This is a genomic window from Neobacillus sp. PVCKKU3, from assembly GCF_058323225.1.
The window spans coordinates 1-24,553 of sequence record NZ_JBLVQN010000064.1 but is presented as its reverse complement, the minus strand read 5'-3'; the positions used below and the strand labels follow the sequence as shown (position 1 = coordinate 24,553).

18 protein-coding genes are annotated in these 24,553 nt (G+C 41.4%); 13 read left to right on the top strand and 5 right to left on the bottom strand.

Translation table 11 applies throughout. The annotated features are described in order from the left end of the window. Window positions 1-484 precede the first annotated feature (484 nt). Window positions 485-631 carry a hypothetical protein gene (locus ACNQGS_RS27645; RefSeq protein ID WP_491490184.1) on the top strand — a complete coding sequence of 49 codons (147 nt, stop codon included), beginning with the start codon at window positions 485-487 and terminating at the stop codon, window positions 629-631. A gap of 61 nt (window positions 632-692) precedes the next feature. On the opposite strand, the gene ACNQGS_RS27640 is transcribed toward ACNQGS_RS27645, so the two are convergent. From ACNQGS_RS27640 to ACNQGS_RS27625, 4 genes are all read right to left on the bottom strand, one after another. Then, window positions 693-935 (bottom strand): hypothetical protein, encoded by a 243-nt coding sequence (locus ACNQGS_RS27640; RefSeq protein WP_213116164.1) that lies wholly within the window; start codon window positions 933-935, stop codon window positions 693-695. Between the two features lie 27 nt (window positions 936-962). After that, window positions 963-1,397 (bottom strand): glycine/sarcosine/betaine reductase selenoprotein B family protein, encoded by a 435-nt coding sequence (locus ACNQGS_RS27635; protein WP_491490183.1) that lies wholly within the window; start codon window positions 1,395-1,397, stop codon window positions 963-965. 34 nt (window positions 1,398-1,431) lie between these two features. Beyond that, window positions 1,432-1,932 carry a redoxin domain-containing protein gene (locus tag ACNQGS_RS27630; RefSeq protein WP_241113659.1) on the bottom strand — a complete coding sequence of 167 codons (501 nt, stop codon included), beginning with the start codon at window positions 1,930-1,932 and terminating at the stop codon, window positions 1,432-1,434. A gap of 186 nt (window positions 1,933-2,118) precedes the next feature. Further along, window positions 2,119-2,616 carry a CcdC family protein gene (locus tag ACNQGS_RS27625; protein WP_491490182.1) on the bottom strand — a complete coding sequence of 166 codons (498 nt, stop codon included), beginning with the start codon at window positions 2,614-2,616 and terminating at the stop codon, window positions 2,119-2,121. Window positions 2,617-3,013: 397 nt separating this feature from the next. Between ACNQGS_RS27625 and ACNQGS_RS27620 the strand changes: the two genes are divergently transcribed. The 3 genes from ACNQGS_RS27620 to ACNQGS_RS27610 all read left to right on the top strand — a co-directional run bounded on the left by ACNQGS_RS27620 (window position 3,014) and on the right by ACNQGS_RS27610 (window position 11,606). Further along, complete coding sequence (locus ACNQGS_RS27620; RefSeq protein ID WP_491490181.1) at window positions 3,014-7,540, top strand: pectinesterase family protein; 4,527 nt, start codon at window positions 3,014-3,016, stop codon at window positions 7,538-7,540. 249 nt (window positions 7,541-7,789) lie between these two features. Beyond that, window positions 7,790-10,726: a fibronectin type III domain-containing protein gene (locus tag ACNQGS_RS27615; RefSeq protein WP_491490180.1), complete on the top strand. Its 2,937-nt coding sequence runs from the start codon at window positions 7,790-7,792 to the stop codon at window positions 10,724-10,726. 148 nt (window positions 10,727-10,874) lie between these two features. Further along, on the top strand, window positions 10,875-11,606 hold the full coding sequence (locus ACNQGS_RS27610; protein WP_491490185.1) for a rhamnogalacturonan acetylesterase: 732 nt from the start codon (window positions 10,875-10,877) through the stop codon (window positions 11,604-11,606). On the opposite strand, the gene ACNQGS_RS27605 is transcribed toward ACNQGS_RS27610, so the two are convergent. Next, window positions 11,560-12,213: a hypothetical protein gene (locus ACNQGS_RS27605; RefSeq protein ID WP_491490179.1), complete on the bottom strand. Its 654-nt coding sequence runs from the start codon at window positions 12,211-12,213 to the stop codon at window positions 11,560-11,562. The two genes, ACNQGS_RS27610 and ACNQGS_RS27605, sit on opposite strands and share 47 nt — an antisense overlap. A 240-nt stretch (window positions 12,214-12,453) precedes the next feature. Between ACNQGS_RS27605 and ACNQGS_RS27600 the strand changes: the two genes are divergently transcribed. From ACNQGS_RS27600 to ACNQGS_RS27560, 9 genes are all read left to right on the top strand, one after another. After that, window positions 12,454-13,812: a glycoside hydrolase family 28 protein gene (locus tag ACNQGS_RS27600; RefSeq protein WP_491490178.1), complete on the top strand. Its 1,359-nt coding sequence runs from the start codon at window positions 12,454-12,456 to the stop codon at window positions 13,810-13,812. A 268-nt stretch (window positions 13,813-14,080) separates the two neighbouring features. After that, complete coding sequence (locus tag ACNQGS_RS27595; RefSeq protein ID WP_491490177.1) at window positions 14,081-15,028, top strand: carbohydrate ABC transporter permease; 948 nt, start codon at window positions 14,081-14,083, stop codon at window positions 15,026-15,028. Beyond that, entirely contained in the window at window positions 15,028-15,864 is an 837-nt protein-coding gene (locus ACNQGS_RS27590) for a carbohydrate ABC transporter permease (protein WP_491490176.1), read from the top strand. Before ACNQGS_RS27595 ends, ACNQGS_RS27590 begins: the two co-directional genes overlap by 1 nt. A 52-nt stretch (window positions 15,865-15,916) precedes the next feature. Beyond that, window positions 15,917-17,260 carry an ABC transporter substrate-binding protein gene (locus ACNQGS_RS27585; protein WP_491490175.1) on the top strand — a complete coding sequence of 448 codons (1,344 nt, stop codon included), beginning with the start codon at window positions 15,917-15,919 and terminating at the stop codon, window positions 17,258-17,260. A gap of 70 nt (window positions 17,261-17,330) precedes the next feature. Next, window positions 17,331-18,488, top strand: a complete 1,158-nt coding sequence (locus ACNQGS_RS27580; RefSeq protein WP_491490174.1) for an oligogalacturonate lyase family protein — start codon at window positions 17,331-17,333, stop codon at window positions 18,486-18,488. Between the two features lie 19 nt (window positions 18,489-18,507). Then, window positions 18,508-19,623: a glycoside hydrolase family 88/105 protein gene (locus tag ACNQGS_RS27575; protein WP_491490173.1), complete on the top strand. Its 1,116-nt coding sequence runs from the start codon at window positions 18,508-18,510 to the stop codon at window positions 19,621-19,623. A 23-nt stretch (window positions 19,624-19,646) separates the two neighbouring features. Then, entirely contained in the window at window positions 19,647-20,957 is a 1,311-nt protein-coding gene (locus tag ACNQGS_RS27570) for a pectate lyase family protein (RefSeq protein WP_491490172.1), read from the top strand. A 153-nt stretch (window positions 20,958-21,110) separates the two neighbouring features. Beyond that, window positions 21,111-22,928 carry a sensor histidine kinase gene (locus tag ACNQGS_RS27565; RefSeq protein WP_491490171.1) on the top strand — a complete coding sequence of 606 codons (1,818 nt, stop codon included), beginning with the start codon at window positions 21,111-21,113 and terminating at the stop codon, window positions 22,926-22,928. Then, window positions 22,928-24,505, top strand: coding sequence for a response regulator transcription factor (locus tag ACNQGS_RS27560; protein ID WP_491490170.1), 1,578 nt, complete (start codon window positions 22,928-22,930; stop codon window positions 24,503-24,505). Before ACNQGS_RS27565 ends, ACNQGS_RS27560 begins: the two co-directional genes overlap by 1 nt. Window positions 24,506-24,553 lie beyond the last annotated feature (48 nt).

The window sequence follows — 24,553 nt, the reverse complement described above, 5'->3', positions numbered from 1 at the left end:
GCCTGGATAAGGAAGTCGTGTATGTCTCATAATTTAGCCATTTGGTGTTAGAAATGATTAGTTATGTTTTTCGACTAATCATTTCTAATACCGGACCAAACGAAGTGCGGTAGTGGTTTTGTTTTAAAAAGTCTCAAATTTTAGTGTCCACTTTCTTGACAGAAAACCAAACCAGAACAACCTTCGGACAAAACTGATTGAAAAAGAGGAGGAAGTGTCCGAACCAGAACAACCTTCGGACAAAACTGATTGAAAAAGAGGAGGAAGTGTCCGAACTTGAGCAACCTTCGGACAAAACTGGTTGAAAAAGAGGAGAAAGTGTCCGAACTTGAGCAACCTTCGGACAAAACTGGTTGAAAAAGAGGAGAAAGTGTCCGAACTTGAGCAACCTTCGGACAAAACTGGTTGAAAAAGAGGAGAAAGTGTCCCAACTTGAGCAACCTTCGGACAAAACTGGTTGAAAAAGAGGAGAAAGTGTCCGAACTTGAGCAACCTTCGGACAATACTGATTGAAAAAGAGGAAGAAGTGTCCGAACCTGAGCAACCTCGGACAAAACTGATTGAAAATGGGAGGAAGTGTCCGAATCCCGAATCCCGGTTAACCGCAATGCTTGAATCAAACGAATTATAGTCCGAAGTATAACTTAGAAAAAAACCGAAAAAGGGCCGGCATCTGCGGACCCTTTTTTGATTCAATTATATGTTGGAAAATGAGCATCATGAATGTGCCCTGGCTCTTGTCTTTCATTTAACTCTGCCAGTGCTGCCAGTAATACTTTCATTTGTGTTACTTTATCATGAGGCTTTCCCAATGAATGTCCGAATTCGAATCCAACTGGATGGATCGCACGAGGCGGTCTCATCAAACTGGATTGTTCAACGTCCAACGTAATTAATGTTGTCGGGATTCCCTGTGATTCAATGCCGCGCTGCACTGTAACTACAGTGCGATGACAGAGCGGTCAGCCGGCAGTTAAGAGTACTGCATCCGCTTTGGAACGGACGACTTCTTTTACCAGCGCGGGAATGGTTTCATTATTAATTTTATTCAATCTCATGGAATAGCCCATCATGGTTAGATGTTTTTCTGCTACTCCGCCGATGTCTCCATCCTCAACCATTTCCCGGAGGCGGTCGATAGGGAAAACGCAGTTTATATCCTCGTTAGGAGCATCTGTATTATAATGCTCCTTTGGGGCCGCATGGGTGACCATTAAATCCTTGGAATCAACATCACCTGGAATAATGCGGAAGGTCGCATCTCCTTCTGAGGGATTCGTGTTAAAAGGTTCCTGCTCCTTCAAATGGACGCCAGAAGTTGAAACAATCATAATGGTCATTTCATGAAGCGGTTTACTGCTAGGTGTATATGGGATGGCTTTTCTTGAGAGTTCCATACCCATCCTCCTTATTTTACTCTCTTAAAATCATTTAAAGTTTTCTTAGTACATCAAACAGCTCTTCATTATCAGGCTGTCGATCAAGTGGATGGACATCAATCCACTGTACAATACCTTCTTTATCAATGATAAACAGGGCACGCTCGGAAGCCCCATATGCAGCCTCGCCTTTGTTTTTGCGAAGGACTCCATATTTTTCCGAAACTTCTCCATGCGGATAAAAATCGGAACAAAGCGGGTAGGAAATGCCGCCAATTGATTTTTGCCATGCATCATGACTGTGGACACTATCGACTGAAATACCCAAGACCTGGGTATCGAACTCTTCAAAACGAGGTAAATCATCCTCGTAAGAAGGCATTTGCGCGCCTCAAACTGGGGTCCAATCTAGTGGGTAAAAACAAAGAAATACATTTTTTGTTCCGCGGAATTCGCTCAGAGTAACCCTGCGGCCGCCATGTGCTTCCAAGGTGAAATCAGGTGCCTGATCACCAACTTTTAAGGTGCTTGTTTCCGTAGCTCCTTGTGGCATGTAATTCTCTCCTTTCCTGTGATTTTTTCACGAACACCTTTCATTATTCCCATGTCCTATCTACCTTATCCCAAAATTAGTTAATGGCAGAGAAATAGGCATTTTTTGAAAAAATGACTAGATGAATTAAATAAACTGGGCACGACATTCATTGATAAATGTCGTGCCCAGATTGCTTAGAAAAAGTTATGCTTTAATCGTTACGATCTCTTCGCCGAGCATTTGTGATTGTTTTACCTTTCTAAATTTAACAAAGGAAATAATTCTCCATGGAACAACATAGCCAACAGCAACTGTAAAGAAAAGCATACTTAAACTAATTGGATCGATGCCGGAAATAAATTGTCTTAAAGCGATTCGAATTACAAGAACGGCAATCAGTGCAATAAAAAAGGCTTTATTTTTTTGTGCATAAATCTTTCCGTCCTGACGAATTTCATAGTTGGTTGTAAAAATAAGCGGAACTGCGAGCAATACTCCGATTAAAGCTGCAACGCCAACTTCCCAAACTTTTAAGTGCAATTGAAATTGTAAAAGTGCGGAAAACCCCGGAAGTAAAAAGACCATCGGGAGCAATATTTTGATCCCCGATCCTTGAACCGGACGAACCATCGCCCTCGTACGTCTCCAAAATACCAATCCAAAAATCACAAAGAATATTCCATACATTGCTAATCCGTTCATTTTTCATTCTCCTTTTCTGGTGAGCCTATTTTCAATTTCATTTTATTTTTCTTATTTACAACTTGATTATAAGACCACCGGAAATTCGAATATAGTCACCTTCGTCAACAGTGATATATGACTTTAGTCATTATTTTTAAAAGGAAGGCAGCGGAGAGTTTCCCAAATTATTCTCCTTGTAGTAAAGACCTTAAAATATGAAACAATATTCTAAATATTTTAAACGTTATTCAAGCAAACATTTTTATATAATTACCCTTAGATTCATTAAAAGAGGAGGAGTGCTAGTATTTGACAATGATGTTTACGTGCAAACGTGCCAACTGGAAGCTATTCAATTAACAAAGGAGGGAAAGGACAGTTCTTAATGCATAAAATAATAGGAGGCAACCATGCAATGATAAAAATCTTTCGCCTGATACTTTGTGTGCTAATGATTGCAGTATATATCCCAAGTAAAGGATTAGTGAAGGCTGAAGCCTCCACCACAGCAAATTCTTTGGCGCCAACTGGTTTAACTGCTGCAGGCAGTAACGGAAAAGTCGATCTCACATGGAGTTCTGTGGAAGGTGCGTTTTCATATAATCTAAAACGCAGTCTTGCTCAAGGGGGCCCATATACGCAAATTGAGAATGTAATCTCAACAAATTTTACAGACAATAATGTTACAAACGGAAACACCTACTATTATGTTGTAAACGTTGTCACCTCGACGGGTGAAAGTGAGAATTCAGTTGAAGCAGCAGGAACACCAGGAGAATATTTAGTCAATGACAATTTTGAAGACAGTCAGCTGGGAACTTTCCCGGACGGATACAATCCGCCTGTTGGTTCAAATACAGCCACCACTTTCTCAAGCGATAATAATGCGACAGTCATAAACAATACTAATCTGACAAATAGTTTCGGCAACACTTCCAGCACTATTGCCGGAAATGACAGCAATGTGTTATGGGTTAATGATGCTAATAAGTATCGTGCCGGTTTCAATAAAAGGTTTACGCCAGTAACGGCTGAAAGCAAAAAGGGAGTGACTGCGTCTGCTGACTTTATGCAGCCAAAAGTAATGGGAGATTCCTATGTTTTGGAATTATTGGATAGCAATAATAAGACGGCTCTTTCCTTTAAAGTAGGCGGTTCCCCTAAATCGATTAGTCCCAATACTTGGTACAATGTTAAATATGTTGCCGATGTCAAAGCCAATACTGCCGACTTATTCATCAATGGTGAATACTACGGTAATTTCAGTTTCGCTTCACCAGTTGCAGATATCGCTTCGATCAACGTCAGAACGCCTGGATCTTCAACAGGAAGTTCATATCAAGACAACGTAGCCGTTGCCATCCAAGAGGTGACCACACCCCAAAATGTTTCGGCGGTTGGTTCCAATCATAAAGCGGAACTTACTTGGAATAAGGCTAGCGGAGTAGATTCCTATAATGTGTATAGAAGCGATCAACCAAATGGAGTCTATGAAAAAATCGCTTCAGCAGTAAAAACCAATACGTATATCGATTTTAATGAAAAAAACCTGATCAATGATAAGGATTATTTTTACAAAGTAACAGCGGTAAATGAAAATGGGGAAAGTGCTTTCTCCAATATTGCCAAAGCATATATCAATAATGTTCCTCCTCCATCAGCGGAAATCACCAATTTCAAAGCGGTTGCCCGGGATAGCCAAGTTAGCTTATCTTGGGATCCGGTGCCCGAGGCCACTTACTACACCTTAGAAAGAAGCACCACTCCAAATGGCCCTTTTGTACAATTGTTAAATAATAATTCCGAAAAAATTACTGATACTTCTTATCTTGATACACATTTGTTGAACAACACTGCGTATTATTATAAGTTAACTGCCTGGAATCCTGGAGGGGCAGGATCAGAGAAACTGCTTGAAAAAGTGTCTTCTTTTTCGCCTTTAAATGCGCCTGTCTTATTTAGCCCCAAATCCGGCAGCAGTCAAGTTGATTTACACTGGACTTCTGTCATTGGTGCAGATGCATATACGGTTAGTCGCAGTGCTGTTAGTGGCGGACCATACGAAACAATTGCCACTGTTAGTGGAACCAGTTATTCTGATGAGTCCGCTAAGAACGGAGAAACCTATTATTATGTGGTCAGTGCTTCCAATCAGAAAGTGGCGAGCATGATTTCCAATCAAGTCAAAGCAAGACCATATGAAGAAGTACCAGGTGCACCGAAGTTGCCGAAAGAATTCACAGCCACTGCCCATGATGGCAAGGTAAGTTTGTCTTGGGAAATAGAGTCAAATGCAGCATCTTATAATGTAAAACGGTCTGTTACCAGCGGGGGCCCATATACCATTATTAAAAATACCTCCGAATCATCATATGAGGACGCCGAGGTAACGAATGGAACGACCTACTATTATGTCATTACTGCTGTCAATGAAAACGGCGAAAGCCAAAGTACGGATGAAGTGGCTGTACTTCCTGCCAAAGTGCTGACTGTCGATAAGGATGCTACAGCGGACGGAACAACTGTATTCAATACGATTCAAAGTGCGGTGGATACGATTCCAAGGGACAATCATAAACGAATTATTGTTTATATTACTCCAGGGACTTATCGGGAAAAGCTAGAGATTAATAGCCCTTACGTAAGTCTTGTAGGTGCAGGAACGGATAAAACTGTTATTACCTACGGCGACTATGCAGGCACTCCTTCAACGCAAGGAAAGCCAGGGTACACCGGGAACACCTTCCTGAGCCAGACAGTCAAGGTTGAAGCCGATCATTTCAATGCCTCTAACCTGACCATCGAGAACAGTGCCGGTCCGCGTACAGATGTCGCCCAAGCTGTTGCCCTTAATATCAAAGGGGATCAAGCATCATTCGAATCTATTAAACTTAAGGGCTATCAAGATACGTTATATAACGGCAATGGTTCTAACCGTCAAGGACGGCAATACTTTCACAACAGCATTATAGAAGGGGATGTTGATTTTATTTTCGGCGAGGCCTCAGCGGTAGTATTAAATAACAATCGGATGGTCCTGGTCAGCAATGTTCCTGATGGTGCAACTGCAGGGGGGCATATTACTGCAGCAGCCCAAGCTAATGTTACAGATAAAGGTTATGTGATTTTAAACTCGCAAATTGTAGACGGGTCTTCAGCAAAGGGAGCTTACGACTTAGGCAGGGCCTGGAAAGATTATGCCCGAGTCCGTTATATTAATACATTAATTGATTCAAGCCATTTCGACAGCAACGGTTGGTCCACTTCCTGCGCCGGCAGCTGTAAACAGAGCTATTTTTCTGAATACAATAGCTACGGCCCAGGGGCTGATCCAGCATCAAGAATATTGTCAACACAACTTACCGGCCAAGAGGCAAGTATGACCATACCACAAGTGTTTGATGGCTGGGATCCTACTGTTCAGGTAACAATGCCAAAGGTACACTATAATCCAGCTGTTGAAGTTACTAATACAACATTTGATAAAAATGTGGAAAAACAAGCAGACATTTACGCTGTGGTCCAAGGGAAAAAAATAACGAAGATTTCCAAAGGGAAAGAGGTCTTGAAAAAAGGCGCCTATACCATTGATGGAAACGTGCTGACCATCAACAAATCCTATCTGGCAGGATTGAAAGAAGGCTCGACAACAATTGATGTTTATTTTTCTAATGAAGTGGTTCCGTTGACCATCAATGTTATAAACTCAAGCAGCAAGGAACTTGGCAAACAGGAGCTTCCAGTAAATGACGGCTGGGGGTCCTTCACGACTGGTACAACTGGCGGTTCCAAGGCAGATTCAGCGCATATTTTTACAGTTACTAATCGCAGTGAGCTTGTTCAAGCCCTAGGCGGAAACAATAGTACAAATGATACGAATTCCACTCCAAAAATTATCTATATCAAGGGCGCAATTGATATGAATGTGGATGAACAAAAAAATCCGGTTGGAATGGACTATTATAAAGATCCGAATTATGATTTTGAAAAATATCTGGAAGCCTACAATCCAGAACATTGGGGAAGAGACTCTATGCCGTCAGGTCCGCTAGAGGAGGCGCGCAGGAACTCAGAGAAGAACCAGGCGAACAATATCCAAATTAAAGTTGGCGCGAATACTACGTTGATTGGATTACCTGGATCAAATGCTAAAATTCTTGGAGGTAATCTGATGATTCAAAACGTTGATAACGTGATTATCCGAAATATCGAATTCGAGAATACGTTTGACTACTTCCCACAATGGGATCCAACGGACGGCAGTACCGGAAACTGGAATTCTGCATTCGACACCATTACGGTTAAGAATGCCACACATATTTGGATTGACCATAACTCATTTAGTGACGGCGGCATGCCAGATGACCAGTCCAAAACGTATTTTGGCCGCCAGTATCAGCAGCACGACGGGTTATTGGATATGACTAATTCATCCGATTTGATTACGGTGTCCTACAACCATTTTCATGATCATGACAAAACTACTCTTGTCGGTGGCAGCGATAGCTATACAGATGATTTAGGCAAAGAAAGGATCACCTTTCATCATAATTACTATCAAAATATAACAGAGCGGGGACCGCGTGTCCGCTACGGTCAGGTTCATATTTATAACAATTATTATGAAGGAACAAAGGATCATCCGAATTACCCTTATCTATACTCATTGGGAATTGGTTTTAAATCGGAAATTTTTGCACAAAACAATTATTTCAAAATGGATCAAGCTTTGACTGCAAGTAATCTTTTCCAAGTCTGGGGAGGAACACAGTTTACCGATGAAGGGACCCTATTAAATGGCAGCAATGTTGATCTTACAGCTAGTACCAATTTAGCCCCTGTCGACTGGATGCCAACATTGTATACATCTATGAATCCAACAATAGATGTTCCGGACATTGTGAAGACGAATGCAGGTGCAGGGCATTTAACACTTAAATAGATTGCATACATCAACGCTCTAGTGTAATTTTCACTAGAGCGTTGATGTTTTCTGTCAATTTGGTAAAAGAATCGCCGTAAAAATCGAAAAAAACACAAATTCATAAAGAAATTTTAGAAAAATCTAAAAATATTTGATTATTTCAGAAAGCGGTTTCACTTATAATGGTTAGCATGTTAAAAGGAAAAAGGGGGGAAGGAGGGGAAAAAAGTTGTTTCACAAAAACTCATATGAAAGGTGGAAACGTAGTTGAAGAGTTTTAATCTAGGTAGCTCTATTATTCTAGGATCGTTACTAGTATTCAGCCAGCTCGGTCCAGCAGCATATGCCGAAAAACCATCTTCGGGAAGTGCACCTGAATCGCCTGTAAAGCTACAGGTACCAAACCTTGCTTATGACGAAGACAGCATCACCCTTGTATGGGAAAAACCAAAGGATTACAGTGATATCGTAGATTTCAATGTTTATATGGATGGCAAGAAAATTGGCAGTGCTTTAAAAGATAATGGCGGTCCTGCCAAGGCTTATATCGATAATTTCTACAAGAATATCGATAAAGACAATTTCCACGTTGATATTCTCGTACATAATTTCTCCGTGGAAAATCTCAAACCAAACAAATCTCATGAGTTTTATGTGACATCCGTCAATGCAGAGGGCGTCGAATCTGCTCCTTCCAACAAAATTACTGGGAAAACAACTCCTGTACCGGAGGTTTTCAATATTGTTGATTTCGGGGCGACGCCGAACGACGAAACAAAGGATACCAAAGCTATCCAGGCCGCCATTGATGCTGCCACACCGGGAGCAAAAGTTTTAATTCCGGAAGGGAAATATATTACTGGTGAGATTTGGCTAAAGTCTGACATGACACTGCAGGTCGATGGATACTTGCTTGGTTCACCAGATGCTGAAGATTACAGCCGAAATTTCTGGCTGTATGACTACTCAACGGATGAACGATCTTATTCGTTAATTAATGCTCATTCGTATGATTACGGCAGCCTGAAGAATATCCGGATTGTCGGTAAAGGAACGATTGATGGGAATGGTTGGAAGCAGGATCCAAGCTCACCAACAATTGACGAGGCAGGAAATGAGCTTCCGCGCTTAATGGCAGGGAGCAACACAAAAGTTACAGGGGATGTTTCAGTAGTAAATGGAAAATTGAGCCCATTAAATCATGATGAAGCATATGGCATTTTGGCAGCAAACCAAACTTATGCGGCTGAGGTTGACGGGATGAATGCTAAATCTGCCTATTCTACTCGTTCCAACCTGATTACCGTACGCGGTGTCGACGGCATGTATTACGAGGGATTTACCCAGCTGAACCCATCATTCCACGGAATTGTGAATCTCCATAGTAAAAACATCGTGGTAAATGGTACAACAGCTAAAACTTACGATGCCAATAATGCTGACGGTTTTGAATTTGGTGATTCGCAGAACATTATGGTTTTTAATAACTTTGTGGATACCGGAGATGACGCAATTAACTTTGCTGCAGGTATGGGACAGGCAGCAGCAGAAGAGGAGCCTACTGGAGAGGCTTGGATTTTCAACAATTATATCCGTGAAGGTCACGGCGGAGTGGTAACGGGAAGCCATACTGGCGGCTGGTTCCAAAACTTTTTAGTAGAAGATAACATCATGTATAAAACAGATGTGGGTTTGCGCGCCAAGACAAACACGCCAATGGGCGGCGGGGCGAGAGATATCCTGTTCAGGGATAATGCATTAGAGGGAATTGACGGGGATGGACCGTTTGTTTTTACTTCCTCCTATGATGATCCGAATGCGGCCATTTTGTATGAGCCAGCACAGCAAATTTCTCAATTTAAGGATATTAAGGTTGAGAATACGACAGTGCGCAATCAAGGCGGCAGTAAGAAACAAGCAATTCTTGTTCAAGGAAATAATGATGTAGGGGAAGTCTATCACGAGAATATTACCTTTGAAAATGTTAAATTCGACAATGTCTTTTCAGTTAAGATGGATTACGCAAAAGATTTTACGTTTAAAAATGTTTCTTTTACAAACGTCAAAGATAATAACGGCAACCCATGGAGAATTACCAATTCAACAGGTCTTTTCTTTGAAAATACCACAGGAGCACCTGCAGATGCTGCTCAAAAACCTCAATGGTCTAAAAGTGCAGCGGTCCAAGCAGTATCGTCAGAAGATGGAAAGAGCGTTACGCTGACTTGGGATGGTGCCTCCGACAATACAGGCGTGTCTGGTTATACAGTCTATAAGGACGGAGAGAAAATTGGAACAGATTACTCAACAACGAAAACTACCAGTTTCACGGTTACTGATTTAACCCCGGCTAAGGAGTATACATTTAAAGTGGAGGCTGCCGATGCAATTGGCAACCGTACTGCAGACGGACCCGAGATTAAAGTAACAACAAAAGGAGAAGCGGATAAAACGGGACCAAAGCTTCCAGAAGATACTCGGATTAAAGAACCAACAACGAAGATTTCTGCAAATGATACTTTTAGCGGAAAGGAAGTTAACGTGGTTTACCCAGGATTTACTTGGGCATCGGTGGACTGGGAATCAGCAAGTGATGATATCGGTATCGCCGGCTATAATGTGTATGCAAACGGGGAATTACACGGGTTTGCAAAATCTAGCAATTATACACTGACCAATCTTCAGCCAGGAACAAAATATGTGGTGGAAGTGGAGGCAGTCGACCTTGCAGGCAATAAGACACCATACGGCTCATCCTTGGCAGTCGAAACAGCTGTTCCGTACGCAATTGGGGCTCCGTCATTTACTGGCGGGCTAAAAGCCAAGATTGGTACGGATGGTACTAGCGTTTCCCTCTCTTGGAACAAGGCTTCAGCTAAAAATCAAGAGGTGATCGGGTACCGCATTTATGTAAACGGGCAGCCAATTAAGCCAGAAGAAGCTGTATTTACGCCAATTAATGCAGAAATAACAACAGCTGAAACACATTATATCGTTACTGGCCTGAAACAAGGCAAACAGTACACATTTAAGGTGGAAGCAGTTGGAAAGGGAACCAAGTATTCAAAAAGGGAAAGACTATCCGACGTGATTCCTAACGGCCTTGAGAAGGTTTTTGGTTATCGCTGGAGCGGCTTTGGACCAAGTGCATCGGTTCACTTAGTACCTGGTAAGGCAATTAGTGAACAGGCAAAACAAAATTAATAGATTCACAGAAACGAGCAGGGCGTAATTCTTCTAATTTATGCCCTGTTTGATGTCAAACTAGAATTCTTGGAGGGGTTTGATGAGAAAAAAACTGAAAGAAAAAATGCTATTGGTACTTTTGTTCTTATTGGTAGTTAGTACGTTTATGGGAGATCTTCCATCTAAAGCTGCTAACGATGAAAACACCCACAAGAACCGGATAACTGTTTATCTGGCAGGTGATTCAACGGTTTCTAACTACGAAGACTCTTTAGCTCCAAGAGCCGGCTGGGGGCAGGTGTTTGATCGATTTTTCGATGATAAAATCGTTGTCAAAAATGAGGCCTCCTCAGGCAGGAGCTCAAAAAGTTTTATTGATGAAGGGAGACTCGATTCCATCTTAAATCAGATTGAAAAGGGGGATTACCTTTTCATTCAATTTGGACATAATGACGAAAAGCTGGAGGACCCGACTCGTTATACTGAACCGTCTACCACTTATAAAAGCTGGTTAAAGCAGTACATCGATGGTGCTAGGGCAAAAGGAGCAAAACCCGTCCTTGTGACTCCAGTTGAGCGGCGTCGTTTTACGGCAGACGGGATAGCCCGCGATTCCCATGGTGAATACCCTGCTGCGATGAAGGAGCTTGGTCAGGAAGAAAATGTACCTGTTATTGACCTAACTGCTAAAAGCAAGGCGTTATTCCAGGAGCTTGGACCAGAAGGAACTAAGGATATTTTTCTATGGCTAAATCCAGGCGAGAATGTAAACTACCCAAATGGTGTTCAGGATAATACACATTTTCAGGAGGCTGGGGCGGAACAGATAGCTAAGCTGGTGCTCGAGGGCATCACGGAAAATCATTTAGTACCGCTGCGTAATCACATTTTAAAATAGGTAATTTTTTTAATAACGCATGGAAAGAATTGGTTATTTGCTGCATACCACTGGACTTCTTTGGAGAATTTTTTGATCGGCAGCCAATAAGGGGTATTGGAGCCTGGACGCGAGGGAAAACCGCCGGCCCGGTAACCAAAAAAGGGTATTGAAGCCCAAAACGAAGGAGAATCCTCCAGTACGGTAGCCAATAAGGGGTATTGGAGCCCGAACCGAAGGAGAATCCGCCAGTACGGTAGCCAATAAGAGGTATTGGAGCCCGAACCGAAGGAAAACCCGCCAGTACGGTAGCCAATAAAAGGTATTGGAGCCCGAACCGAAGGAGAATCCGCCAGTACGGTAGCCAATAAGAGGTATTGGAGCCCGAACCGAAGGAAAACCCGCCAGCACGGTAGCCAAAAAAGGGGATTGGAGCCCGAACGGAAGGAAAACCCGCCAGCACGGTAGCCAAAAAAGGGTATTGAAGCCCAAACCGAAGGAGAATCCGCCAGTACGGTAGCCAATAAGGGGTATTGGAGCCCGAACCGAAGGAGAATCCGCCAGTACGGTAGCCAATAAGAGGTATTGGAGCCGGAACTGAAGGAGAATCAACTAGTACGGTAGCCAATAAGGGGTATTGGAGCCCAAACTGAAGGAGAATCAGCTATTACGGTAGCCAACAAGGGGTATTGGAGCCGGAACTGAAGGAGAATTAGCTAATACGGTAGACAATAGAAGGTATTGGAGCCCGAACCGAAGGAGAATCAGCTAGTAAGGTAGACAATAGAAGGTATTGGAGCCTGAACGGAAGGAAAATCCGTCGGCTCGGTAGCCAATAAGCTGTAACTTATGAAAAGGATGGAAAAAAATGTTTAGTCCAGGGACATCAAGTATTTATGATATCAAACAATATGGCGCGATCAGCGATGGAAAAACGATTAATACTGCCGCCATTTCACGTGCCATTGAAGCATGTGCAGAAGCGGGCGGAGGGACTGTTTATGTGCCTGCTGGACGTTTCCTGACGGGAGCCATCATTCTAAAAAACAATGTTCATCTATATTTAGAGGCTGGCTCCATTTTAGTGTTCAGCCCTGATGAAACAGATTACCCAGTCGTCGATTCCCGCTGGGAAGGTGTAACGAGGCAAGTCTACGCCTCTTGTATTTATGCTGAAAATAGTGAAAATATTTCGGTAACCGGTCATGGTACGTTGGATGGCAGCGGACCTTATTGGTGGAGCCTGTTTCGGAAAAAAGAAAATCAATTCCCACGGCCGAAGCTAATTGGCTTCGACCATTGTAAAAATGTCCTGATTTCTGGAGTGAAACTGACCAACTCTCCAAGCTGGACCGTTCATCCTCTTTGCTGTGAGGATGTAACGATCCACAATATTCGGATTCATAATCCCAACGACTCTCCCAATACGGATGGGATCAATCCGGAATCTTGCCGAAACGTCCGCATTTCTAATTGCCATATAGACGTGGGCGATGATTGTATTGCCATCAAAGCAGGAACTGAGGAAACAGCGGAGCGGATCCCATGTGAGAATATTACCATCACCAATTGTACAATGATTCATGGCCATGGCGGCATCGTATTTGGCAGTGAGATGAGCGGAGATATCCGGAATGTAACCGTCAGCAATTGTATATTTGAGGGAACAGACCGTGGGATCCGCCTGAAGTCGAGACGGGGCAGGGGCGGAGTGATTGAGGATATTCGAATCAACAATATTGTCATGAAGGGGGTAATCTGTCCTTTCATTGCCAATCTTTATTACTTCTGGGGTCCGCGCGGTGAAGAGAAATATGTATGGGATAAAAATCCTTACCCGATTACAAAGGAAACACCGGTGTTTAGAAGAATTCATTTTTCCAATATTACGGCTCGTGAGGTTAGTGCTGCGGCGGGATTTCTATATGGTCTCGCTGAAATGTATCTAGAAGATATTACGTTTGATAATGTTTCTGTTTCGATGGCGGAAGAGGCTGAACCAGGAGTGCCAGCGATGATGGTGGAACTTGAGCCGATGAAACAAAGAGGTTTTTATTGCTGCAATGTGTCGGATATCCGGTTCCACCGGGTAACAGTCAGCAATCATGAAGGACCGGCTTTCTATGTGGAAAACGGGAAGGATGTAGAAATAACCGGCTGCAAATCTAAAAATTCTCTTACAAGCGACCCGCTTTTTGTATTTAAGGATGTTACTATTGTAGACTAGACTCTTAATATTCTGTCGTATTTTTACTATACTATAGAGTACCTATAAGGCTAGTAAATTTTATATTGATGAAAAGGCAGTTAATGGGAGCTGCCTTTTCAATTGTCCTTTTATAATTGAATTTCCAGTGCTGCTACAATTTCTTAAAGAAAAATCATTCTAAAAAACTATAAACATCTAAAAATATCTAACAATATTCTAAAGATATTGAATTCTTCGTGTAAGCGGTTTCGGTTACAATAAAAAACAAGAAAGGAGGATCCATTCAATGAACCTTAGACAAGAGTTGGAAGTACCAGTTGTTTCTACGGAGAAAAAGAAACCATTGAAAAAATTCAAATCAGATAAATGGATTCCTTATTTGTTTATTCTCCCCTCTACATTAATGATTGTCACTTTTTTGTTCTATCCAATCGGAACTGTATTTTACTACAGCCTTCAGCACTATGATATCTCCGCACCGTTCTATAACGGTTTTGCTGGGCTAGACAATTTCAAGAAGATTTTTACGGAGGATAAATTATTTTTTCCAAGTTTGCTCACTACGTTAAAATGGGTGGTTTCTCAGGTCGGCTTACAGCTAATCTTTGGCTTAATCGCAGCACTTCTTCTCAATCAGAAATTTAAATTTAGAGGAATGGTAAGATCAGCTGCCTTTATCCCGTGGGCAATCTCGGGTGTGTTAGCCTCTGTCATGTGGTCTCTCATGTTTAACGAACATATGGGTGTCATCAATGATCTTTTTATGAGATTAGGCATTATCAGTGAAAGCAAAGCATGGCTGGCTGGCAGCACTAGTGCCTTTATATCGGTCGTTATTGCAGAGTTATGGAGAGGGATTCCTTTCTTTGCCATTACTTTACTCGCTTCGCTTCAAAGTATTCCGGAAGAACTGTATGAGGCGGCAAGGGTAGATGGTGCGAATCGGGTGAAAACGTTCTTATATGTGACATTGCCATCATTGAAAAATACAATTGTCCTAACAACGTTACTTCGTGTAATTTGGGAATTTAATAACGTGGACCTGCTATTCAACCTGACAGGAGGGGGTCCGGCACACAGTACCACCACCTTGACGATGTACATTGCAGAACAGGCAGTACACGGATCGAATTTTGGCTATGGATCAGCGCTAACTGTTGTAGTCTTTGCTATATTGCTAGTCTTTGCCATTATTTATTTACGCATTACAAGATATGATAGGGAGGGTAACTAATGATTAAAACAAAGAAAAGAGTTGACCGGCTTCTAACATTTAATCTCCCGCTTCTGGTCATGCTCGCCTTTACTCTCTTTCCGTTATACTGGACCATCAATACGGCCTTTAAGCATGAAGGAGATATCGTCAAACGCCCGCTTGGATATTTACCAGCGTCGCCGACGATCGATAACTTCGTGACAGCCTGGACAAATGTTGGGTTTTCCACTTACTTTAAAAATAGTTTACTAGTAGGTGTTTGCACAGTTTTTATTGTTTTAATTCTATCAACACTATCTGGTTATGCATTAAGCAGATACAAATTCAAGGGGAAACGGGCATTTTTGCTGATGCTTCTATGCACGCAGTTTATCCCAAGGTCCATGCTCATTATCCCGCTGTTTATTATCTTTAAATTTATGGGCTTAATCAGTAACCCGCTTTCCTTAATCATTACCTATGCGGCTGTTGAAATCCCATTTACGACCGTGTTAATGAATGGTTTTATCTCAAATGTTCCACGAGAGCTTGAGGAAGCAGCAATGGTTGACGGCTGCAATAAACTGCAGGCCATCCGCTATGTCATCTTCCCGCTGCTGGTTCCTGGGATTGTTGCCACAAGTGTGTTTACCTTCATTTACACATGGAATGAATTCTTGATTGCTTTAATGCTGACGAATCAGCAGGGCAAGTTCACGCTGCCAGTAGGCCTCAGTTACATGATGGGTGAATTCAATATCAACTATGGTGCTTTAGCAGCAGGAAGTGTAATCGCTTTAATACCGGCAGTCATTTTGTTCGCCTATGCACAAAAGCATTTGGTCAATGGCATGGGCGGGGCTGTCAAAGGTTAATCTAGGGGTTAATTTTAAAATTATATATAACAATAAGTTAAGGGGGATTTTTGTGTACAAGAAATTTTTTAAAACAGCTGCTGTTGCCTCAATGGCTGCCTCATTACTGTTAGCAGGCTGCAGTTCCGACTCCGGCAGCAGTAAAGAAGCCAATACAAAGGAAAAGAAAGAAGATCCAAATGAAAAAGTTACGTTAACATTCTGGGATGAAAATGCCGGACCTCAGCGTACACCAATCTGGGAAGAGTTAATTAAACGATTTGAAGAGAAAAACCCTAACATTGACGTTGAATATGTCGGGCTGCCAAAGGATTCTGCCAAAGCAAAGTACGATGCATCGATTGCTGCAGAAGACACACCTGACGTGGGCAGTGTTCAAACAAGCTGGCTTCCTGAATTTGCGCTCCGTGAAGCATTGCTCCCACTTGATTCTTATTTCGATAAATGGGATGACAAAGGGAAAATCAATAAAGGCGCTGTTGCATTTAACAAGGAAATCGTTGTTGACCACAAATTATACGGCATTCCTTACACACAAAATCTTGACATCCTATGGGTCCGCCCTGACTGGTTTAAGGAAAAGGGAACTAAAATTCCTGAGACTTGGGATGAGTTCTTCACAGCCGCCCAGCAGCAAACTGACAAAGCAAACAACCGCTATGGGTATACTATCCGCGGCGGCGCTGGCGGATCATTCCAATTACAGCGTTTAATGTATGCATACTCTGGGGAAAAGGACTACATCAAGGATGGCAAAAGTACCATCAACAACAAAAAACACGTTGAATTCTTAAAAAAATATTTTGCTCTCTATAAGCAAAATACTCCGCAAAGTGATATTACTAACGGTTATAAGGAAATGATTGCCGGATTCGATACAGGTGCAGTTGCCATGGTTCAGCATAACATTGGTTCTTTTGGCGAGCATAAAGAGGCGTTACAGCCAGACCAGTTCCAAGCGATTCCACTTCCGAAAACTGCTGATGGCAAGTATGTGGCAGAAGGTGGTAACACCATCGGGATTAGTGTCTTTAAAACAACGAAGCACCCTGATGCAGCATGGAAACTGGCTGCATTCATGAACTCAAAGGAAAGCCAATCTTACTGGAACCAGCAGGTTGGACAAATTCCTACCAACTCTGATGTATTAAGCGAAGCTTGGGTAAAGGATTCTCCACATATTCAAACAGCATTTAAAGTTTATGATGACAAGAATACGATCCTTTATGAGCCGCCGTTTTATCTTCCTGAGTACAGATCCATTCTTGATACTGTCGTGGACCCTGGAACACAAGCTGTAATGAGCGGAAAAATGACAGTGGAAGAATTCCTAGATCAGTGGGCAAAAGCAATTGAAGACGCTCAAAAGAAATATGATGAGCATTTCAAGAAATAAACAATAAAAATAAAGCCGTCTAGAAACTTACTTTCGAGACGGCTTTACCTCTTCTAAGGTGGTGAATAGGTTGATAGGCAAAGAGTTTCCCTCTGAAATTAAGGAATATGTGGATGAGAAGACTGGCAAGACTGTTTTGCAATTAACATCTGATGGCTCTAACAATTACCATTTTTATTTCACAGATAATTCTTTCAGCCTTGGAGACGAGGAGATTTACTTCCTTTCTGACCGATCTTCTAAGACTCCGAGACTCTATAATCTATTTAAAATGGATTTGAATACAGGACGCATTATTCAATTAACCGATGAAATAGAAGGGATTGAGCCAGGCAGCCATACGAAAACCCCAGACAGCGAGATTGTTGTTTATGTCACGGGAAAGGTGATAAAAAAACTAAATACAAGAACATCGGAAATCCAGGTTGTTTATGAAGAGAGAAACAATGTTCATCTCGGCCATCCACATATTTCCCCAGATAAAAAGTATATCGGTTTGGCTAGGAATGAGCGGGTTGCTATTCCTCGGGGAGCTAACTACAAAGGGTTTAAAGAAACGATGTTTGCGACCAAAAAGGGCTGGATTACCCTCATAAGCCTAGATGGCTCTAAGGTAATCGATGTTTTTGAAGATACCCATTGGCTCGGGCATTTTCAGTTTTGTCCGACAGACAGCAGCCTGGGGATGTTTTGTCATGAAGGGCCGTGGAACCTTGTCCACCAAAGGATGTGGCTGATTGATATCACCAGCAGAAGTGTGCAGCCAGTTTACCGCCAAGGAGAAGATGATTGCATCGGTCATGAATTCTGGACGACAGATGGAAAAATATTTTTTGACAATCGCCGAAAAGGCCATGACGGAACCATTACAGTACATAAAACCCAGGCTACCGTCGAAAAAGTAGAGACCGATCAAGTTCCCTTTATAGGCCTTGCAGACAAGAATGGTACCATTCTCCGGACAGTTGATCTGCCTTATTACTGCAACCATTATCACAGCAATCGAGAAAATACTTTATTGGTTGGGGATGAAGTAGAAGACCTAGTGTTAATCAACATTGAAAGAGAAGAAGCTTCCGTGGAGACGCTATGTACCCATATGACGAGCTGGAATACGCAGCAAACACATTGCCATCCAACCTTCAGCTGGAATAATGAGAAAATCTTATTCACTTCCGACCGTGAGGGTACGACAAATCTATATTTAGTTAATATTTTAAATCAATAGTATATCAGGAGGTACAATCATGAGCTATTCAGAAACAAAAACAACTGATGTAACAGCAGAACTTGCTTTAGCAATGGCTGAGAAGGCGTCAAAAACGCTAATGAGAACCTTTACTCCGGAAGAACTGCCGCCTGCCAATGTATGGCACTATCATCAGGGAGTTTATCTTTATGGGATGCAGCGTGTTTGGGAAAAGACGCAGAATCAGGAGTATTTTGATTATCTAAAGAGCTATATTGATAATCTTCTGGATGAAGAGGGCAACTTTCTATTCGAGCGGGATCAGCTGGATTCGATTCAAGTTGGGATATTATTATATCCATTGTTGAATGAGACGAACGATCTGCGTTATAAAAAAGCAGCGGATAAACTTAGATTTTTATATCATACCTTGAACAAGACGAAAGAAGGCGGTTTCTGGCATAAGGACAAATATCCTTATCAAATGTGGCTGGATGGCTTGTATATGGCTGGTCCGTTTGCGTTAATGTACCAAAATGCCTTTAACGAACAAGGGTTAGATGACATGGTTTTATATCAGGAAAAACTGATGAGGAAAAATATGAAGGATGAAAAAACCGGACTCCTATACCATGCCTACGATGAAAGCAGAAAGATGCCTTGGGCAAACCCAGAAACAGGCTGCTCGCCCGAGTTTTGGGGAAGGTCAGTTGGCTGGTATGGAACGGCTTTAATAGATATCCTTGATCTTCTATCAAAGGATCATAGCGGAAGAGAAGAATTGATAGAATCCTTGCAAAGCCTAATTAAAAGCCTTGTAAACTATCAGGATGAAAAGACCGGATTATGGTATCAAATCGTGGACAAAGGAAGCCAACAAGATAACTGGTTTGAATCCTCCTGCTCAAGCTTGTTCATTTATACCATTGCAAGGGCTGTTGGTGAAGGGTATGTCGGTAAAGAATACCTTGAATCTGCTGTCAAAGGATACCAAGGATTATTAAACAAAATGATTGAAGTCGATGGTGATTCCTTAACGATGAAAGGAATCTGTATCGGAACTTCTGCTGGTGTATATGACTACTATGTTTCTCGTCCAGTTTCCGAAAATGACCTTCATGGTGTTGGTGCCTTTATTTTAGCAAGCATGGCAATTGTCGATATTCTTGACTAAAAAAATATAGGAGTGTTGTCTGAATGAAAAAAACATTTAGCAGTCTTTTAGCAGTCTCTTTGTTGGCTATGGGGGTTTCCTCGGTTTCTGCATCTTCAACGAATTTGGGCAGGGATGTCCTTGCACCGAAGGATGGCTGGGCTTCCTATGGTAAAGGAACCACTGGCGGGGCAAACGCGGATGCCAGCCATGTTTTTACTGTAACCAATAAAGCTGAGCTTCTTAATGCTCTTGGCGGAGGTAAGGATAACACCCCTAAAATTATTTATGTTAAAGGTACGATTGACTTTAACGTAGATTCAAATAATAACCCAATCGGACCTGAGTATTATGCAGATCCGTTGTATGATTATAATGCTTACCTCGAAGCCTATAATCCTGCTGTATGGGGACACGAAGATGAAGTATACGGTCTACTGGAAGATGCACGTGCACGCTCTGCCCAAAACCAAAAACAACAGATAGTTGTGAACATTGGCTCAAACACTTCCATTATTGGACTAGGCAATGATGCCAAGATTATCGGCGGCAGCTTTATAATGAGCGGCGTTGAAAACATCATTATCCGCAATATCGAATTTGAAGCACCAGTTGACTTCTTCCCGCAATGGGACCCGACAGATGGCGATTACGGCGAATGGAACTCAGAATATGACAATGTAACAATAACAAATGGCACTCACAATGTATGGATTGACCATAACAAGCTTACTGATGGAGTGCACCATGATGAGGATTTTGGCAAGGTTTTCGGTAGGACCTATCAGCAGCATGACGGCTTGCTTGACGTGACAAATGGCGCTGATTATGTAACCATTTCCTACAATGTGTTAGAGGATCACGACAAGACCTCGCTGATTGGCTCCAGTGATAGTAAAAAGAGCGACGAGGGACACTTAAAGGTCTCGATTCACCATAACTATTACAAGAACTTGACACAGCGTCTGCCAAGGGTCCGTTATGGCCAGGTACATGTTTACAATAACTACTATGAGTTTACTAATGACTCAGATTATGAGTTCGACTATGCCCTTGGTGTTGGTGTAAACTCAAAAATTTATGCAGAGAATAATTATTTTAATTTTGATTATGATGTTGATCCTGGAGAAATTATCAAGGATTGGAAGGGCACCACAATCTATGAAAGTGGATCCTTTGTAAATGGGAAAAGCTCTGCAAATGAAGTCGATTTAGTCGAAGCTTTTAATAATACACATACTGTCCAGCTCGATGAAAATGTAGGCTGGGCACCAACCTTATTCACAAATATCCAACCGACACAGGCTGTCCCTGCACTGGTAAAAGCCAAGGCGGGGACTGGAAAGTTAAAATAGGCTCAAGGAACCCATAAAATTGTTTATGGGTTCTAGCTGTATCATCTAGGAAGTTTTTGGATGCGTGAGAAGACCCATTTACTAGGTTAGTAAAATATTGTATTTTTAAAATAAGATTTTTTGTATAAAAGAAATGGAGAGGAGGGTGCAAATGTGAAAACGCTTCCTAGTCTGCCTATGAGAAACAAACTTGTCGCATTTATAAAGAAGTATTTTCTATTCTCTTTTCGATCCACGATTATTTCATTATTCCTGCCAGTTATCATTTTTTTTATTGCATTTACGGGCTGGATTTCCTACCATCTGGCTGTTACCCAGCTCGAGGAAAACGCCTATAAAAGTGTCGATGATACAGTATTTCAGACGAAGGCCTATTTGGAAAATAGATTATATGATGTATTTGAACAGCTGGTTGCCTTCTCTAATGAACCGAAGACACTGGATTTGATTAACTCGGAATCTTCAGAAGTGAGGCCTGAGGATTATATTAAAATAAATAATTCGTTAAAAGTGATTCATTTGAACTTTAACTCGATTATTGATTCTATTCTGGTGGATATGCAAAATGGAAAGTTTACGTTATATCGAAGCGATTTCCGGATGAAATTCAATCAATTTCCATATAAGAAATATGGAGAACTTTATCAAGGCAGCAAGGAAGGGTTTTATTGGCATAATGAGCATCCTGATGATATTTTTGCCAGTGATTCAGAAGTGGTAAGTGTTTTTAAGTTGATCGGTAATGGCAACTCGAAAGCGAATGGTATATTACTCTTTAATTTAAGAAAAGAATTTTTTGAAAACGTTTTAAATAAATCTTTGATTGGGGACCACGGTTACCTCACCCTAGTAAGCCCTGAAGGAGCCTTCAATTCCAAAGCAGTGGCAATTGAATACAGCTTAAATTCAAAAGAATTAAATCATTTGCAATCGTTAAAGGAAGAAAGAGGACGATATGAGTTTCAAAATGCAGACGGGAAAAAGATGACGATCATATATGATACCATGGGTGTAAATAAATGGAAGGTGGCGGCTGTTTTTCCAACGGATGAGATTTTAAAGAAAGTCAATTATATTAAAATTGTAACGGTTGTTGTCATTCTCATTTTAACTGGAATAGCCATCTTAATAGCCAACTTTTTCTCAAAATACATAACAAATCCGGTTTCTGCTCTAGTATCACAAACAAAACTCATCAATGAGAAAAATTTACAATTTGCTTTTTCTCACAATGGCCCTCGAGAAATTGGAATCTTAGGAACGGCATTGGATGATTTAATGGTTAAAATCAATAGTCTATTAGACCAAATACGGCTTGAGCAGGACGAAAAGCGGCATCTGGAATTCTCAATTATGCATGCCCAAATTAATCCCCACTTTTTATATAATACTCTTTATTCCATAAAGGGCTTGTCTGATATGGGAATGAATCGGGAAGCTAGCAGCATGATTACAGCTCTGTCCAACTTTTTTCGAATTAGTATCAGCAGGGGGAAAGAAATTATCAGTTTGGAAGAAGAAATTGCTCACATCCAAAATTATTTGATTATCCAGGAAATGAGATATGGTGATAATTTCTCCTATGAGATAAATGTAGATTGCAATCTATTACAATATAGAATTGTTAAACTGACCCTGCAGCCTCTGATTGAAAATGCCATTTATCATGGAGTCAAGCAAAAGAGAGGAAAAGGGAAGATTGAAGTAAAAGGGTATGAAAAAGAGGATATTATATTCCTTGAAGTGAGCGACAATGGTTCAGGTATCGATACCGAAAAATTATCTGCGATTAGGGAGGAGCTTTCTAACAAAAGTAGAAATTCCGCGATCATTGGCATTGGTCTTAGAAGCGTCCATGAACGAATCCAGATGCACTTTGGGGAGGATTACGGGTTATCGATTGAAAGCGAGCTGGGGGCAGGAACAAGGTCCGTTGTCAGGATTCCTAAGACGAAGGGAGTAGTTAACTAATGTATAAGGTAGTAATAGTTGATGACGACCGAATTATCCGCAAGGGGTTATCCAGTGTGATTCCTTGGACTGAGCATGGGTTTGAACTGGTGGGTGTTGCTGGAGACGGTGAACAAGGCTTAGAAATCATTGAAGCCACAGAACCTCATATTGTCATATCCGATATCCAAATGCCGTTTATGGATGGTCTTGAAATGACAAAGGCGATCAGGGAGTTTAATTCAAAAATAAAAGTTATCTTGTTGACGGGATATGAAGATTTTAAATATGCACAGGAAGCTATACGATTAAGGGCATATGATTACTTGCTAAAGCCTGTAGAAACTAGTGAATTACTAGATAAGCTGAAACAAGCAACGGCCGATTTAGATTTTGAGAGACGAACAGAAAACCATCTTAACGAAAGCCAACACTATATCCAACAGCAGTTTCTAAAAAAACTAAGACTTAACGATGTAACAAATGAAGAGCTTTACAAAGAGTTGAGTTTAGTAGGAATAGAGCATAGTGGGTCACCCGTTACAGCTCTATATGTCAAAATGGACCAAACAGATTTTGACCCTCAGTCCAATATGGAAACGATGAAAGAACATTTGATGGATCACTGCAAAAGCGTTCTCAATCTTTTAAGCATGGATGGCTGCACCTTGAACGATGAATCCGATCATTTTACCATGTTTCTTTTTGGTTCAGATCAATCGGTTGCTGATTTTACTTATTCTATTTCCGATGTGACAAGTGAACTCCTCTCGACCATAAAGGAAACGTTTAATACGACCATTACGGTTACGAGAGGGAGAATATATGATGAACTTTCAGGCCTTTCCTGCTCGTATCAAGAAGCAGTTAAAGCGATGGAATTCCGCCACTTGATTGGTATCAATCAAGCTTTTTCCATCGAAGATATTGAATCTTCCGATTGTAACCAGGTGGTCGCTCAGCTAGCAATAGAAGAGGATCTTTTCCAGTATATTTCACTGGGGCTTCCGGAAAAAGTCACGGAACTTTTGGACCAGACAAAGGAACGTTTAACAAATAATAAAGCATCCTTACAAGAAGTGACCCTGCTTGCTATCAGGATCATCAGTTTAATTTTCCATGAATCATCCAAAATCGCGAAGACCTGGGATTATTCAAGCTTTGAGAATGCCGAGAGCAAAATTGTAAATATGCAGACGATCGATGAAATTTTTATAGAGATTAAAACCATAGCAGTAGATTTGTCTGAGTTTCTTAAAAAGATTAATACCAATCAAAAGCACTCACTCGTTGATAAAGCCATTGATTTCATTCGTGAACATTATCATGTGGCAAATCTAAATCTTCAAACGGTAGCCGAAGAGGTTCATGTCAGTTCAGCCTATCTTAGTAACCTCTTCAAAGTGGAAAAGGGGTTTAACTTTGGCGATTTCCTTCTTGAAACGAGGATGAAGAGGGCAATGGAGCTTTTTCAACAAACAGATTTAAAGACTTATGAGGTGGCGGAAAAGATAGGGTACTCCAATCCCCAATATTTTAGCAGCAGTTTTAAAAAATACACGGGGTACTCCCCAATTGAATTCAAAAAACTAAAGTAGGCATATAATTCGTGCTTTCCGGATAAAAATAAATGACTCTGTAATTAC

Bases quoted from the DNA above. Each gene is read 5' to 3' on its own strand.
- ACNQGS_RS27595 (WP_491490177.1), top strand. From the start codon at position 14,081: ATGAACCTTAGACAAGAGTTGGAAGTACCAGTTGTTTCTACGGAGAAA.
- ACNQGS_RS27590 (WP_491490176.1), top strand. From the start codon at position 15,028: ATGATTAAAACAAAGAAAAGAGTTGACCGGCTTCTAACATTTAATCTC.
- ACNQGS_RS27610 (WP_491490185.1), top strand. From the start codon at position 10,875: ATGGGAGATCTTCCATCTAAAGCTGCTAACGATGAAAACACCCACAAG.
- ACNQGS_RS27570 (WP_491490172.1), top strand. From the start codon at position 19,647: ATGAAAAAAACATTTAGCAGTCTTTTAGCAGTCTCTTTGTTGGCTATG.
- ACNQGS_RS27600 (WP_491490178.1), top strand. From the start codon at position 12,454: ATGTTTAGTCCAGGGACATCAAGTATTTATGATATCAAACAATATGGC.
- ACNQGS_RS27635 (WP_491490183.1), bottom strand. From the start codon at position 1,397: ATGGAACTCTCAAGAAAAGCCATCCCATATACACCTAGCAGTAAACCG.
- ACNQGS_RS27575 (WP_491490173.1), top strand. From the start codon at position 18,508: ATGAGCTATTCAGAAACAAAAACAACTGATGTAACAGCAGAACTTGCT.
- ACNQGS_RS27625 (WP_491490182.1), bottom strand. From the start codon at position 2,616: ATGAACGGATTAGCAATGTATGGAATATTCTTTGTGATTTTTGGATTG.
- ACNQGS_RS27560 (WP_491490170.1), top strand. From the start codon at position 22,928: ATGTATAAGGTAGTAATAGTTGATGACGACCGAATTATCCGCAAGGGG.
- ACNQGS_RS27620 (WP_491490181.1), top strand. From the start codon at position 3,014: ATGATAAAAATCTTTCGCCTGATACTTTGTGTGCTAATGATTGCAGTA.